Source organism: Streptococcus cristatus, from assembly GCF_019685515.1.
GTDB lineage: Bacteria > Bacillota > Bacilli > Lactobacillales > Streptococcaceae > Streptococcus.
On record NZ_JABFFN010000001.1, the window covers coordinates 838,844 to 853,200 of the forward strand.

The 14,357-nt window shown below is 38.1% G+C and carries 18 protein-coding genes; 17 read left to right on the top strand and 1 reads right to left on the bottom strand.

What is annotated here, in order from left to right:
- Positions 1 to 3 precede the first annotated feature (3 nt).
- From FOA33_RS04085 to FOA33_RS04110, 6 genes are all read left to right on the top strand, one after another.
- A complete protein-coding gene (locus tag FOA33_RS04085; RefSeq protein WP_221160728.1) occupies positions 4 to 549 on the top strand; it encodes an NUDIX hydrolase in 546 nt (181 codons plus the stop codon).
- A gap of 11 nt (positions 550 to 560) precedes the next feature.
- Positions 561 to 872: a cell wall synthase accessory phosphoprotein MacP gene (gene macP, locus FOA33_RS04090; protein WP_000517856.1), complete on the top strand. Its 312-nt coding sequence runs from the start codon at positions 561 to 563 to the stop codon at positions 870 to 872.
- A 16-nt stretch (positions 873 to 888) separates the two neighbouring features.
- Positions 889 to 1,581 (top strand): 5'-methylthioadenosine/adenosylhomocysteine nucleosidase, encoded by a 693-nt coding sequence (locus FOA33_RS04095; protein WP_000689804.1) that lies wholly within the window; start codon positions 889 to 891, stop codon positions 1,579 to 1,581.
- A 76-nt stretch (positions 1,582 to 1,657) separates the two neighbouring features.
- Positions 1,658 to 2,152: a chromosome segregation protein RocS gene (gene rocS, locus FOA33_RS04100; RefSeq protein WP_000021249.1), complete on the top strand. Its 495-nt coding sequence runs from the start codon at positions 1,658 to 1,660 to the stop codon at positions 2,150 to 2,152.
- Positions 2,153 to 2,233: 81 nt separating this feature from the next.
- On the top strand, positions 2,234 to 2,827 hold the full coding sequence (locus tag FOA33_RS04105) for a 3'-5' exonuclease (RefSeq protein ID WP_221160729.1): 594 nt from the start codon (positions 2,234 to 2,236) through the stop codon (positions 2,825 to 2,827).
- Positions 2,828 to 2,835: 8 nt separating this feature from the next.
- Positions 2,836 to 4,599 carry a glycerophosphoryl diester phosphodiesterase membrane domain-containing protein gene (locus FOA33_RS04110; protein WP_221160730.1) on the top strand — a complete coding sequence of 588 codons (1,764 nt, stop codon included), beginning with the start codon at positions 2,836 to 2,838 and terminating at the stop codon, positions 4,597 to 4,599.
- Positions 4,600 to 4,636: 37 nt separating this feature from the next.
- Here the strand turns inward: FOA33_RS04110 and FOA33_RS04115 are convergent, their stop codons facing one another.
- On the bottom strand, positions 4,637 to 4,936 hold the full coding sequence (locus FOA33_RS04115; RefSeq protein WP_000981517.1) for a YbaB/EbfC family nucleoid-associated protein: 300 nt from the start codon (positions 4,934 to 4,936) through the stop codon (positions 4,637 to 4,639).
- Positions 4,937 to 5,359: 423 nt separating this feature from the next.
- Between FOA33_RS04115 and FOA33_RS04120 the strand changes: the two genes are divergently transcribed.
- The 11 genes from FOA33_RS04120 to lacB all read left to right on the top strand — a co-directional run bounded on the left by FOA33_RS04120 (position 5,360) and on the right by lacB (position 14,347).
- Positions 5,360 to 6,067: an IspD/TarI family cytidylyltransferase gene (locus tag FOA33_RS04120; protein WP_000638516.1), complete on the top strand. Its 708-nt coding sequence runs from the start codon at positions 5,360 to 5,362 to the stop codon at positions 6,065 to 6,067.
- A gap of 4 nt (positions 6,068 to 6,071) precedes the next feature.
- Positions 6,072 to 7,094 carry a ribitol-5-phosphate dehydrogenase gene (locus FOA33_RS04125; protein WP_221160731.1) on the top strand — a complete coding sequence of 341 codons (1,023 nt, stop codon included), beginning with the start codon at positions 6,072 to 6,074 and terminating at the stop codon, positions 7,092 to 7,094.
- A 16-nt stretch (positions 7,095 to 7,110) separates the two neighbouring features.
- Positions 7,111 to 7,968: a phosphotransferase family protein gene (locus FOA33_RS04130; RefSeq protein WP_221160732.1), complete on the top strand. Its 858-nt coding sequence runs from the start codon at positions 7,111 to 7,113 to the stop codon at positions 7,966 to 7,968.
- 1 nt (position 7,969) lies between these two features.
- Entirely contained in the window at positions 7,970 to 8,848 is an 879-nt protein-coding gene (locus FOA33_RS04135; RefSeq protein ID WP_221160733.1) for a DMT family transporter, read from the top strand.
- 11 nt (positions 8,849 to 8,859) lie between these two features.
- Positions 8,860 to 9,549 carry a sugar phosphate nucleotidyltransferase gene (locus FOA33_RS04140; protein ID WP_000643949.1) on the top strand — a complete coding sequence of 230 codons (690 nt, stop codon included), beginning with the start codon at positions 8,860 to 8,862 and terminating at the stop codon, positions 9,547 to 9,549.
- Between the two features lie 190 nt (positions 9,550 to 9,739).
- Positions 9,740 to 10,216: a PTS sugar transporter subunit IIA gene (locus FOA33_RS04145; RefSeq protein WP_221160734.1), complete on the top strand. Its 477-nt coding sequence runs from the start codon at positions 9,740 to 9,742 to the stop codon at positions 10,214 to 10,216.
- A gap of 37 nt (positions 10,217 to 10,253) precedes the next feature.
- Complete coding sequence (locus FOA33_RS04150) at positions 10,254 to 10,559, top strand: PTS sugar transporter subunit IIB (RefSeq protein WP_000590551.1); 306 nt, start codon at positions 10,254 to 10,256, stop codon at positions 10,557 to 10,559.
- Between the two features lie 55 nt (positions 10,560 to 10,614).
- A complete protein-coding gene (locus tag FOA33_RS04155) occupies positions 10,615 to 12,090 on the top strand; it encodes a PTS galactitol transporter subunit IIC (protein ID WP_000382524.1) in 1,476 nt (491 codons plus the stop codon).
- Positions 12,091 to 12,192: 102 nt separating this feature from the next.
- The gene (locus FOA33_RS04160) at positions 12,193 to 13,089 is read left to right on the top strand and encodes an aldose 1-epimerase family protein (protein WP_221160735.1); all 897 of its coding nucleotides are present in this window, start codon (positions 12,193 to 12,195) and stop codon (positions 13,087 to 13,089) included.
- 286 nt (positions 13,090 to 13,375) lie between these two features.
- Positions 13,376 to 13,801 carry a galactose-6-phosphate isomerase subunit LacA gene (gene lacA, locus FOA33_RS04165; RefSeq protein ID WP_084883041.1) on the top strand — a complete coding sequence of 142 codons (426 nt, stop codon included), beginning with the start codon at positions 13,376 to 13,378 and terminating at the stop codon, positions 13,799 to 13,801.
- Positions 13,802 to 13,831: 30 nt separating this feature from the next.
- A complete protein-coding gene (gene lacB / locus FOA33_RS04170) occupies positions 13,832 to 14,347 on the top strand; it encodes a galactose-6-phosphate isomerase subunit LacB (protein WP_001216921.1) in 516 nt (171 codons plus the stop codon).
- Positions 14,348 to 14,357 lie beyond the last annotated feature (10 nt).

Sequence of the window (14,357 nt, forward strand, 5' to 3'; positions counted from 1 at the left end):
ATCATGGAATTTGAAGAAAAAACGATTAGCCGGAAGGAAATCTACCGAGGTCCTATTTTTAAGCTAGTGCAAGATCAGGTGGAACTACCAGAAGGGAAGGGAACTGCCCAACGTGATCTGATTTTTCACAATGGAGGCGTATGTGTTCTAGCTGTAACAGCTGAGGATAAAATCGTCCTTGTTAAGCAATACAGAAAAGCTATTGAAGCTATCTCTTATGAAATTCCTGCTGGTAAACTGGAAATTGGTGAAAATGCAGATCCCATGTCGGCAGCCCTTCGTGAATTGGAGGAGGAGGTTGCCTATACGGGTAAGTTAGAGCTTCTATATGATTTCTACTCTGCTATTGGTTTTTGTAACGAAAAATTAAAACTCTACCTCGCAAGAGATTTAACTAAGGTGGAAAATCCTCGTCCGCAAGATGATGATGAAACCTTGGAAGTTCTAGAGGTCAGCCTTGAAGAAGCAAAAAACTTAATTCAGTCTGGCCATATCTGTGATGCCAATACGATTATGGCAATCCAGTACTGGGAATTGCAAAAGAAATAGAGGAGTAGCCCATGGGAAAACCTTTGTTAACAGATGAAATAATCGAACGTGCCAATCGTGGAGAGAAAATCTCTGGGCCACCTCTTCAGGATGACGAGGAAACTAAAATTTTATCAACTTCTTCACAAAACTTTGGTTATTCACGTTCTAGAGACTATAATTCTATTCAAGATACTTTAACAATCGAAGTAGAGCCAACGATTCATAAGAGCCGTCGCATTGAGAATACCAAGAGAAATGTTTTTAACTCGAAATTAAACAGAATCTTATTTACAGTCATCCTACTCTTGATTTTACTTGTGTTGGCGATGAAACTTTTGTAATAGAAAAGGAAATAAAATGAAAATTGGAATCATTGCAGCAATGCCAGAAGAACTCGTACACTTGACTCAGAATTTAGACCGAGCACAAGAAGTCCAAGTCCTCGGAAATACTTACTATACTGGCGCTGTTGGCAAGACAGAAGTTGTTCTAGTTCAGAGTGGGATTGGAAAGGTCATGTCAGCTATGAGTGTAGCGGTGTTAGCTGACCACTTCAAAGTAGATGCCGTTATCAATACAGGATCGGCAGGTGCAGTTGCAGAAGGTATTGCCGTTGGAGATGTAGTGATTGCGGATAAGTTGGCTTACCATGATGTGGATGTAACTGCTTTTGGCTATGCTTATGGTCAGATGGCTGGTCAACCTCTTTACTTTGAATCCGATAAGAACTTTATCGCTAGGATTAAAGAAAACTTATCTCAGTTAGAACAGACTTGGCACCTAGGCTTGATTGCTACAGGAGATAGCTTTGTAGCTGGTGATGATAGGATTGCTAGTATCAAATCTCACTTTCCAGATGTTTTAGCAGTTGAAATGGAAGGGGCAGCGATTGCACAGGCAGCTCAGGCTCTTGGCCTACCTTTCTTAGTCATTCGTGCCATGAGCGACAATGCCAATCACGAAGCTTCTATCTCTTTTGATGAGTTTATCATTGAAGCTGGATGTCGTTCTGCCCAAGTTTTACTGGCCTTTTTAAAGGCTATGGATTAAGCGGAAATTTGACAGTTTATCTAGCTTATGATAAGATTTAAGTAAAGAAAAGCTAGAAAACGTTTCAGAGGATATTATGAGTATTGAAATGACCGTCAGTGAGATTGCAGAGGTCTTAGGACTCTCTCGTCAAGCAATCAACAATCGTGTCAAAGAACTTCCAGAAGAGGACACGAAAAAAAATGACAAAGGTGTAACTGTAGTTACTCGAAGTGGCTTGATTAAGCTAGAAGAAATCTATAAAAAAACGATTTTTGAAGATGAACCAGTCAGTGATGATGTCAAACAACGCGAACTGATGGAAATCTTAGTCGATGAGAAAAATGCTGAAATTCTTCGTTTATATGAGCAGCTCAAGGCCAAAGACCAGCAGTTAGCAGAAAAAGATGAACAGATGCGTGTTAAAGATCGACAGATTGCTGAAAAGGATAAACAATTGGACCAACAGCAACAATTAACTCTTCAAGCTATGAAGGATCAAGAAAGTTTGAAACTAGAGTTGGACCAAGCAAAAGAAGAAGTTCAAGCTACCAAAAAAGGCTTTTTTGCTCGCTTATTTGGAGGAAAATAAAGAAGCTGTTTGGGTTATTCACTAACCTGATAGCTTCTTTTATTATTTATGGTTTAAATTGAGTCGGAACCGAGGTAAAAGATGGAAAAATTAAGAGATTATATTGCCTTTGATTTGGAGTTCAATCAATACGAAGGGGTTACCCATTTGATTCAAGTATCAGCAGTTCGCTTTCAAAATGGTCAAGAAATAGGTGCCTTTGATTCTTATGTTCATACTACAGCACCTTTGAAGAGTTTTATCAATGGCTTGACTGGAATCACAGCTGAAACCTTAAAAGATGCGCCAATGGTGGAGCAAGTTTTAAGGGATTTTCAGATTTTTGTTGGTAATTTACCTATGGTTGGATACAATGCGGCCAAAAGTGATCTGCCTATTCTCTTGGAGCACGGTATTGATTATCATGACCAGTATAAGGTTGATTTATATGATGAGGCTTTTGAACGGCGTAGTTCTGACTTACACGGCATAGCCAATCTTAAATTACAAACTGTAGCGAATTTTTTAGGTTTTCATGGGAAGTCTCATAATAGTTTAGAGGATGCCCGCATGACGGCGCGTGTTTACGAAGCCTTTTTGGAATCGGATGAAGGAAAGCTATTAATAGAAGACCAGAGTAGTTTTTCTCTGAATAATCCTTTCGGTGGCTTAGATTTATCTCAATTTTTAGACTAGGAGTGCCTATGAAACCTGAAAAACCTAAAAAGCTAGGTTTTAGGAAGATATACTATAACCTAGATAAAATACTATTTCTATTTTTCTTGATATTTATGATGGTTGAGTTTGTTTGGTTGCCATTGAATTCATGGATAGCTGGCATACTTCTAAGACAAACCGGTTACTTGTTTATCTCCTACAATAACTTTTGGGCGATTATACAAGGCTCGCCTTTTGTCAGTTTAGCCTTTCTCATTTTAATAGCGATCAATCTTTTAGTGGCTTATTTTCAAATCTGTCTTTTGTTCATTGGGGCGCGTCACCTTCTCTATCATGAAAAGAGAACCTTGATTGAATATAGTCGAAAAGTCTTTCACCAGAGCTTTCTATTTGTCAAACGATTGAGCTTTTGTAAGATGGCCTTTGTCTTCTTTTATGTAGCTCTACTTTTTCCTTTTATTAGGAAAATTTTAAAAATCTACTATCTCAATAAGATTATTATCCCTGATTTTATCGTTACATACCTAGAAGATAAGAACTGGCTGGTAGGGCTGTTGATCATAGCATCCGCTTGGATCTTTCTCTACATTTCTGTTCGCTTCATGTTTGCCCTTCCTAAGATTCTCTTTGAAAGAAAGACAGTAAGAGAAAGTGTGAAATATAGTCTCCAAAAGACGAAGAAAAACGTCCTTTTCTTCTCTTGGCATCTTCTACTCATTATCATTAAAACCTATCTCTTCTTCTTTGTCTTGTTAATTCCCTTGCTCTTTTCTCAGGCGGTAATGGATAATTTTACTCAAAAAGAATCCTTGATTCTTGGTGTGATTAATTTTATCTTGATTAAAAACCTCCATTACATGACTCTGACTTATTTCCTAGTGAAGTTTGTTTCCTTCCTGACAGGAGAAGAGTTGGAGATCATGCCAAGGCGAAAGAAAGACCATTTGATGAGGTGGGGAGTCATGGGGTGTGCAAGTATCTTCTTTGCTTTAGAAGGTTACATCTATTTGGAGTCTCCGGATACCAATACACCTTTAGTGATTTCGCACAGAGGAGTAAGTAATAAAAACGGTGTTCAAAATACTGTGCAGTCTTTGGAAAAAACAGCTCAACTAAAACCAGATCTCATTGAAATGGATGTTCAGGAAACGAAAGACGGTCAGTTCGTGATGATGCACGATGCTAACCTTAAATCGCTAGCAAGAATTAATGCTACACCGCAAGACTTAACTCTGGATGAATTAACAAATACAGATATTTACGAGAATGGTTATCAAACAAAAATTTCAAGTTTTGATGCCTATTTAGAGCGAGCAAATGCTTTAAACCAAAAATTGCTGATTGAGATTAAAACCAGTAAAAAAGATAGCCCACAAATGATGGACCATTTCCTTGAAAAGTATGGAACGACGATCAAGAAATATGGGCACCAGATGCAGTCACTAGACTATCATGTGATTGATAAGGTCTTGGCTTACGATCCTGAAATTCCAGTGTACTTCATTCTGCCATATAATAGTGTGTTTCCGAGAACCAAGGCGACTGGTTATACCATGGAATATTCAACTTTGGATGAATACTTTGTCAATAAACTTTGGACAACAGATCAGAAACTATATGTTTGGACTGTGAATAGTTCTGAGTCCTTTGATAAGGCAGTCAGACTTGGAGCAGATGGAATGATAACGGATGATCTTGAAATGGTCCAGTCACAAGTCACAATGGCTCAAGATGATCCGGAATACACGGAATTACTCTTAAAGAAAGCAATGGAATTCTTTGAGTTCTAAGAAAAAAGAGAAACATCTGTTTCTCTTTTTTTGTGGATTAGAAAGGCAATTTTCCAGCGAAAGCACCTAGTTTCTTCTTAGTCGTTTCATCAATTTGTTCAAGTGCAGCGTTAATCGCTTGAACAGTCATGTCAGAAAGGGTTTCAAGATCTTCTGGATCTACAACTACTGGGTTAAAGTCAATGCTGACCACTTTCTTATCACCAGTTAGAGTTGCTTGGACAAGGTCTTGAGCTGATTTTCCAACAAATTCCATGGCAGCGAGTTCTGCTTGACTTTGTTCCATTTGTTTTTGAAGTTTTTGTGCTTGGCGCATCATGTTCTGCATGTTCATCATAGCGGTTTATAGTTTCCTTTTTCTATTATTTTCTTTTTTATTTTACCAATTTTGGGAGCAAAAGTCTAACAATAGTTTAAAACATCGTAGAGATTGCTTTCTTAAATTTACAAAAATGGATGCCATAATTTTCCTAGCTTTTTCTTGTATTTCTAAAAATATATTTAAGTTTTCTTTAAGTTTTCTATTATATTCTAAAGAACTCTATATTAACCGAACGTTGAATGAGGGGTATAGAGAATAACCTAAATTTATTTCTTAATTTATTATAATTTTTCAGACTTTGTTGAATATTGTTCATTTTTCATCCTAAATAATGAGCCGATTCACATGGTGGTTCTTTATCTTTTCTTCATGATGGAGGCAGATTGTGATATAATAGATGGTAATGAGTTTTTTAGAATAAACTAAAGGAGAATATAAATGATCTATGCAGGAATCCTAGCCGGAGGAACTGGCACACGCATGGGAATCAGTAATTTACCAAAACAATTCTTGGAGTTGGGTGATCGACCTATTTTGATCCACACAATTGAAAAATTCGTCTTAGAACCAAGTATTGAAAAAATTGTGGTTGGAGTTCATGGAGACTGGGTGTCACACGCTGAGGACTTGGTTGACAAGTATCTTTCTCTCCATAAGGATCGCATCATCATTACCAAGGGTGGTGCTGATCGCAATACCAGTATTGAGAAGATTATAGAAGCCATTAATGCCTACCGTCCAATCACTCCAGAAGATATTGTGATTACCCACGACTCTGTTCGCCCCTTTATCACACTTCGCATGATTCAGGACAATATCAAACTGGCCCAAAATCATGATGCGGTTGACACAGTAGTAGAAGCGGTTGATACCATTGTTGAAAGTACCAATGGTCAGTTTATCACGGATATTCCAAATCGTGCTCACCTCTATCAAGGTCAAACACCTCAGACTTTCCGTTGCAAGGATTTCATGGATTTGTATGGTTCCCTATCTGATCAAGAAAAGGAAATCCTGACGGATGCATGTAAGATTTTTGTTATCAAAGGAAAGGATGTTGCTCTAGCTAAAGGGGAATATTCAAACCTTAAAATCACAACTGTGACAGACTTGAAAATCGCAAAAAGCATGATTGAGAAAGACTAAGGCTATGATTAATCAAATTTATCAACTGACAAAACCAAAGTTTATCAATGTACAATACCAAGAAGAGGACATTGATAAGGAGAACCATATCCTGATTCGTCCAAATTATATGGCGGTTTGTCATGCGGATCAACGATACTATCAAGGGAAGCGTGATCCAAAGATATTGGCTAAAAAACTTCCTATGGCCATGATTCATGAGTCTTGTGGAACTGTTATTTCAGATCCGACTGGGACTTATGAAGTCGGTCAAAAGGTGGTCATGATTCCAAATCAACCGCCTATGCAGAGTGACAAGGAATTCTACGAGAACTACATGACAGGGACCTACTTCCTATCTAGTGGTCACGATGGTTTTATGCGAGAATTTGTCTCTCTTCCAAAAGACCGAGTCGTTTCTTATAATGATATCGAAGATACAGTTGCAGCAATTACTGAGTTTGTAAGTGTTGGTATGCATGCTGTGGATCGATTCCTGCATCTTGCTCATAGCAAGCGAGAGCGCATCGCTGTTATTGGAGATGGTAGTTTGGCCTTTGTGGTTGCCAATATTATCAATTACACACTACCGGAAGCAGAGATTATCGTTATTGGTCGCCATTGGGAAAAATTGGAGCTCTTCTCTTTTGCAAAAGAGTGCTATATCACGGATAATATCCCAGAGGATTTGACCTTTGATCATGGATTTGAGTGTTGCGGTGGTGATGGTACAGGACCAGCTATCAATGACCTGATTCGCTATATTCGTCCACAGGGAACGATTCTCATGATGGGAGTAAGCGAGTACAAGGTTAATATCAATACACGAGATGCTTTGGAAAAAGGATTGTTATTAGTAGGATCGTCTCGTTCAGGACGCGTCGATTTTGAAAAGGCCATTCAAATGATGGAAGTTAAAAAGTTTGCAAATCGTCTGAAGAATATCCTTTATGTTGAAGAACCTGTGAGAGAAATCAAGGACATTCACCGTGTCTTTGCTACAGACCTAAATACTGCTTTCAAAACAGTATTTAAGTGGGAAGTGTAGAAGAGGGAGGTTATTTGTGGAGAAACTCATCAAAGAAAAAATTTCTTCTTTGCTATCTGATGAAGAGGAAGTACTCAGTGTCGAACAGCTGGGAGGCATGACCAACCAAAACTATTTGGTCAAAACAACCAACAAACAGTATATTGTGAAATTTTTTGGTAAAGGGACTGAAAAACTCATCAATCGTCAAAATGAAAAGTACAATCTTGAACTTTTAGAGGATTTAGATTTAGATGTCAAAAATTACCTCTTTGATATTGAATCAGGGATCAAAGTAAATGAATACATCGAATCAGCAGTAACTCTTGATTCGACATCTATCAAGTCCAAGTTTGAAAAGATTGCACCAATTTTACAAACCATCCATGCTTCAGGGAAAGAATTAAGAGGAGAGTTTGCTCCTTTTGAGGAAATCAGCAAATATGAATCCTTGATTGAGGGACCTATCCCTTATGAAAACTATGAAGCTGTAAGAAAAGATGTATTTTCACTAGAAAAGAGATTGGCTGATTTGGGTGTTGATAGAAAGTCCTGTCATATCGATTTGGTACCAGAAAACTTTATCGAGTCACCTCAAGGTCGATTGTATTTGATTGACTGGGAATACTCTTCTATGAATGACCCGATGTGGGATTTGGCAGCTCTTTTCTTAGAGTCTGAATTTACAAAGCAAGAGGAAGATGATTTCCTTTCCTACTATAAAAGTGACAAAACGCCTGTATCACGTGAGAAGATTCGTATCTATAAAATCTTGCAAGATACTATCTGGAGTTTGTGGACAGTGTATAAAGAAGCTCAAGGAGCTGATTTTGGAGATTATGGTATCAACCGTTACCAAAGAGCTGTCGAAGGTTTGACTTATTATGGAGGTTAGGATGAAGAATAAAAATGGTGTTTCCTTTGGTCTGCTCTCTGGTATCTTCTGGGGATTAGGTCTAACAATTAGTGCTTATATCTTTTCAATTTTTACCAATCTTTCACCTTTTGTGGTGGCTGCTGCTCATGATTTCTTGAGTATCTTTATCTTGTTAGCTTTTCTTTTGGTAAAAGAAGGAAAAGTTCGCCTCTCGATTTTCTTAAATATTCGAAATGTAAGTGTAATTATCGGTGCTTTGCTAGCAGGACCAATTGGTATGCAGGCCAATCTTTATGCGGTTAAATATATCGGTAGTTCTCTAGCTTCGTCTGTATCGGCTATTTACCCAGCAATTTCAGTTTTGCTCGCCTTCTTCATTTTGAAACACAAGGTTTCAAAGAATACAGTATTCGGAGTGTTCTTGATTATTGCAGCGATCATTGCTCAAACCTACAAGGTTGAACAAGTTAACTCGTTTTACATTGGGATTCTTTGTGCCCTTATCTGTGCCATTGCCTGGGGGAGCGAAAGTGTTCTCAGCTCCTATGCTATGGAAAGTGATTTAAGTGAAATTGAAGCCTTGTTAATCCGACAAGTAACCTCATTCTTGTCCTATCTTGTGATTGTGCTCTTTTCTCACCATTCATTTGCAGAAGTGGCAGATGGGCAATTATTCGGCCTCTTGATTGTCTTTGCGGCCTTTGATATGATTTCCTACTTAGCTTATTATATCGCTATTAATCGTTTGCAACCTGCGAAAGCGACAGGTTTGAATGTGAGCTATGTAGTTTGGACTGTCTTATTTGCAGCTATTTTCTTAGGTGCACCGCTAGATATGCTGACAATTATCACTTCACTTATTGTTATGGCTGGTGTTTATATTATTATTAAAGAATAAAGGAGATTCATGTGAAAGCGATTATTTTAGCAGCGGGATTAGGAACTCGTCTGCGCCCTATGACTGAAAATACCCCAAAAGCTTTGGTTAAGGTTAATCAAAAACCCTTGGTAGAATACCAAATCGAGTTTTTGAAAGAGAGAGGAATTGATGAGATTATCATCGTTGTCGGTTACCTCAAAGAACAATTTGACTACCTAAAAGAAAAATATGGTGTCCGTTTAGTCTTTAACGACAAGTATGCTGATTACAATAACTTTTACTCACTTTATCTAGTAAAAGAAGATTTGGCTAACAGCTACGTCATCGATGCAGATAACTATCTTTTCAAAAATATGTTTCGAAACGATCTTAAACGTTCTACCTATTTTAGCGTTTATCGTGAAGATTGTACGAACGAGTGGTTCTTGGTTTATGGTGATGACTACAAGGTTCAAGACATCATTGTTGATAGCAAGGCTGGTCGCATTCTGAGCGGAGTTTCATTCTGGGATGCTCCAACTGCTGAGAAGATTGTTGGCTTTATTGATAAAGCATATGCAAGTGGTGAATTTGTAGATCTCTACTGGGACAACATGGTTAAGGATAATATCAAAGAATTAGATGTGTATGTTGAAGAATTAGAAGACAATAGCATTTATGAAATTGATAGTGTAAAAGATTACCATAAGTTAGAAGAGATTTTATCTACTATTGAGTAAGGAAAGAGAAGAAGGCTTGAGCCTTCTTTTTTTGTAGATTTTAAAACAGAAATGTTTGATATTGATTATATTCTTGAAAAAAAACAAAAATTACAAAAAAATGAACAAAATGAAACAAAAAATATTGACAACGATTTCATATAGTGTTATACTTATACCATAAAAGATAATTGAAAGAAGGGAAAAGGTTATGGGATTAGATCATTTCTTTGACAAAAACCTGGTGTTTTGCTTAGAAGCGGATAATCAAGAACAACTTTTTAATCAGGTTGCAAGTTTGTTGGAAGAACGAGACATCGTGACTCCAACTTATCGTGAAGCCTTGATCGCGCGTGAGAAGTCATTTCCAACTGGCTTAGATATGGAATTTTTGGGGAAAGATCTACCAAATGTTGCGATTCCTCATACAGATATTGTCCATAATCTAGCTGAGAAAGTAGTGGTTGTTCGATTAGAAAAACCAGTAACTTTTCACAATATGATTGCTCCTGATAGAGAGGTTGAAGTTTCACTGCTCTTCTTTATCATTAACAATTCAAGTTCAAGTCAAACGAATATTCTGGCTCAGTTGATGGATTTCTTTACAGGGAAGGATCATCTAGAAGATCTATCAAAAATTTCTGAATCAGAAAAACTTTATGCTTACATTGCTGAAGCAACCGCTTAACCTTGTCTATTAAAATATAAAATCGGAGGAAATCCAAATGATTAAAATTCTTGCTGCCTGCGGTGCAGGTGTTAACTCAAGTCACCAAATTAAAAGTGCTCTAGAAGAAGAACTCTCAAATCGTGGTTATGACGTTCACTGTGATGCAGTCATGGTGAAAGATGTAAACGAAGACCTTATCAAGGGCTACGATATCTTTACTCCAATCGCTGCAACTGACCTTGGTTTTGAACCAGGAATTCCAGTAATTGAAGCTGGACCAATCTTGTTCCGTATTCCAGCGATGAGCGCTCCAGTATTTGACAATATTGAAGCAGCTATCAAAGAACACGGACTAAGCTAATTCATTCTTTATCTTGTTAACATTCATATAACTTAGAAAAACGGGAGGAACTATTATGGATGTCATTATCAATCTGGCCAACGATATCTTCAAACCTATCTTGGCTATGGGTGGCCCTATCATCATGCTGATCATTTTGACAGTATTGGCCCTACTTTTTGGAGTGAAATTCTCCAAAGCGCTTGAAGGTGGTATCAAACTTGCCATCGCCCTTACTGGTATCGGTGCTATTATCGGTATGCTTAACGGAGCTTTCTCAGCATCACTTGCGAAATTCGTTGAAAACACTGGTATTCAATTGAACATCACGGACGTTGGTTGGGCACCACTTGCTACCATCACTTGGGGTTCTGCCTGGACACTTTACTTCTTGCTTGTGATGTTGATTGTCAACGTTGTGATGCTTGCAATGAAGAAAACAGACACACTTGACGTTGATATCTTCGATATCTGGCACTTGTCAATCACTGGTCTTTTGATCAAATGGTACGCAGACAACAATGGAGTTAGCCAAGGGGTTTCCCTTTTCATCGCAACTGCAGCAGTTGTCCTTGTAGGTATTTTGAAAATCATCAACTCTGACTTGATGAAACCAACATTCGACGACCTTCTTAATGCACCAAGTTCATCTCCAATGACTTCAACTCACATGAACTACATGATGAACCCAGTTATCATGGTTTTGGATAAAATTTTTGATAAAGTATTGCCTGGCCTTGATAAATACGACTTTGACGCTGCAAAATTGAACAAAAAAATCGGTTTCTGGGGCTCTAAATTCTTCATCGGTTTCATCCTTGGTATTGTTATCGGTTTGATGGGAACTCCACATCCAGTTGCTGGAGTAGAAGAAGCGGCATCTTGGGAACTTGTTATTAAAGGTTGGTTGAGCCTTGGTTTGACTGCCGGTGTCTGCTTGGAGCTCTTCTCACTTATCGGATCTTGGTTCATTGCAGCCGTAGAACCACTTTCACAAGGTATTACAAACGTTGCTACTAAACGTCTTCAAGGACGTAAATTTAACATCGGTCTTGACTGGCCTTTCATCGCTGGTCGTGCTGAAATCTGGGCTTGTGCCAACGTACTTGCTCCAATCATGCTAGTAGAAGCTGTACTTCTTTCTAAAGTCGGAAATGGTATCTTGCCACTTGCAGGTATCATCGCAATGGGTGTAACTCCAGCTCTCTTGGTTGTTACTCGTGGTAAATTGCTCCGTATGATCATCTTCGGAACTCTCTTGTTGCCACTCTTCCTTCTTTCAGGTACACTTATTGCACCATTTGCAACTGAACTTGCTAAAGGTGTGGGTGCCTTCCCAGAAGGTGTGAGTCAAACTCAATTGATTACTCACTCAACTCTTGAAGGACCAATCGAAAAACTTCTTGGTTGGGCAATTGGTAATGCCACAACAGGTGATATTAAAGCAATCCTTGGCGCAGTAGTCTTCCTTGTATTCTATGTAGGTATCTTTGCTTGGTATAGAAAACAAATGATTAAACGTAATGAAGAATACGCAGCAAATGCTAAATAATTCGCTCCTATAAAATGTAAATTGTGAAAACTAGGTTGTCAGTTTCCTAATGGGGAGTGACAGCCTAGTTTTTTATAAACTATCAAGAAATCGGAGAAAATAATGGTAATTGAAATAGAATCAGAGCAATTGACGGTCCAATTTAAAACTTTTGGTGGTGCCTTGTCGTCAATCAAGGATCGAGATGGCGTTGAGTACTTGTGGCAAGGAGATGCCACCTATTGGAGTGGGCAAGCTCCAGTACTTTTTCCAATCTGTGGCTCTTTAAGAGAGGATACAGCCTTCTACAGTCACGCAGATGGAACGGAGACGAAAGGAACTATTCCTCGACATGGTTTGGTTCGCAAAAAAGAATTTGACTTGGTTGATCAAACAGAAAACAGTGTAACCTTTGCTATCGAAGATGATGAGAATACTTATCAAAACTATCCTTATCATTTCCGCCTTGAAATCACTTATAAGATTACTGGCAAGACAGTTCGTACTCAATACAAGATTTTCAATAAAGAAACCAATAAAGTAATGCCATTCTTTATAGGAGGACATCCAGGGTTTAATTCCCCTCTGCTAGATGGCGAAACTTATGAAGATTACTATTTAGAGTTTGAGAAAGAAGAGACTTGCTCTGTTCCCCGTCCTTTCCCAGAAACTGGCATGTTGGATTTCCGAGATAGACGTCCATGGTTGGATTCACAAAAGGAAGTGGATCTCAGTTACGATCTGTTTAGTGTTGATGCAGTGACTTTGGATGAGTTGCAATCCAGAACAATTGCGCTTCGTTCTCGTAAGCATGAGAAGGGATTAAAAGTACACTTCCAAGAGTTTTCAAATCTCATCATTTGGTCAACTTTGAATAAGGGACCTTTCATCGCTTTTGAACCTTGGTCAGGCTTATCAACTTCACTTGAAGAAGGAAATCATTTAGAAGATAAGAAGAATGTTCGTCTCTTAGAACCAGGTCAAGTTGATCAGATTGGTTTTGATATTGAAATATTTTAGATAAAAAACCACAAAAACAAACATTAACTGTTGACTTTTTCTGTAAATAGGAGTATATTATGTTTGTGAGCAACAAATGATGTTTGTAACAAACAAATAATCACTTGTTATATTCTCTATCGCAGAGAAAGTTTGTTTCTAGGAAATTGATTTCCTGGACTTGGATAAGGTGTTATTCATCTCATTCAATCAAATTTGTCAATAAACTGCTAGAAAGTCTTTTGTAGGTAAACTGCTAGCTGTAAAAGTCTTTACTAGCCTAGAAAAATAAAAAGGAGTAAACAATATGTCTATTGTTATCGGTGCAGATGCTGCGGGTTTGAGATTGAAAGAAGTTGTGAAGAACTTCTTGGAAAAAGAAAACTTCCACGTTGTGGATGTTACAGCTGAAGGTCAAGACTTTGTTGATGTGACTCTTGCTGTTGCTGCAGAAGTAAACAAAGAAGAACAAAATCTTGGTATCGTGATTGATGCTTATGGTGCTGGTCCATTCATGGTGGCAACTAAAATCAAAGGAATGGTTGCTGCAGAAGTTTCAGATGAACGTTCAGCCTATATGACTCGTGGCCACAACAACTCACGTATGATCACTATGGGTGCACAACTTGTTGGTGATGAATTGGCTAAAAATATTGCTAAAGGTTTTGTTAACGGTAAATACGACGGTGGTCGTCACCAAATTCGGGTTGATATGTTGAACAAAATGTGCTAATTAGATTACAGTAAGAAAGGTAAATTAAAAATGAGAATTGCAATTGGATGTGACCACATCGTAACAGATGAAAAAATGGCGGTTTCAGAATTTTTGAAATCAAAAGGATATGAAGTTATAGACTTTGGTACCTATGACCACACACGTACTCACTACCCAATCTTTGGTAAAAAAGTTGGTGAAGCCGTTACAAGCGGTCAAGCTGATCTTGGGGTATGTATCTGTGGTACTGGTGTTGGTATCAACAACGCTGTCAACAAAGTTCCAGGAGTTCGTTCTGCCTTGGTTCGTGATATGACAACAGCTCTTTATGCCAAAGAACAATTGAACGCCAACGTTATTGGTTTTGGTGGTAAAATCACTGGTGAATTGCTCATGTGTGATATCATTGAAGCTTTCATCAATGCTGAATACAAACCATCAGAAGAAAACAAAAAATTGATTGCGAAAATTGAGCACGTTGAAACTCACAATGCTCATCAAGCCGATGCAAACTTCTTTACAGAATTCCTTGAAAAATGGGATCGCGGTGAATACCACGACTAAGAGGTGACGC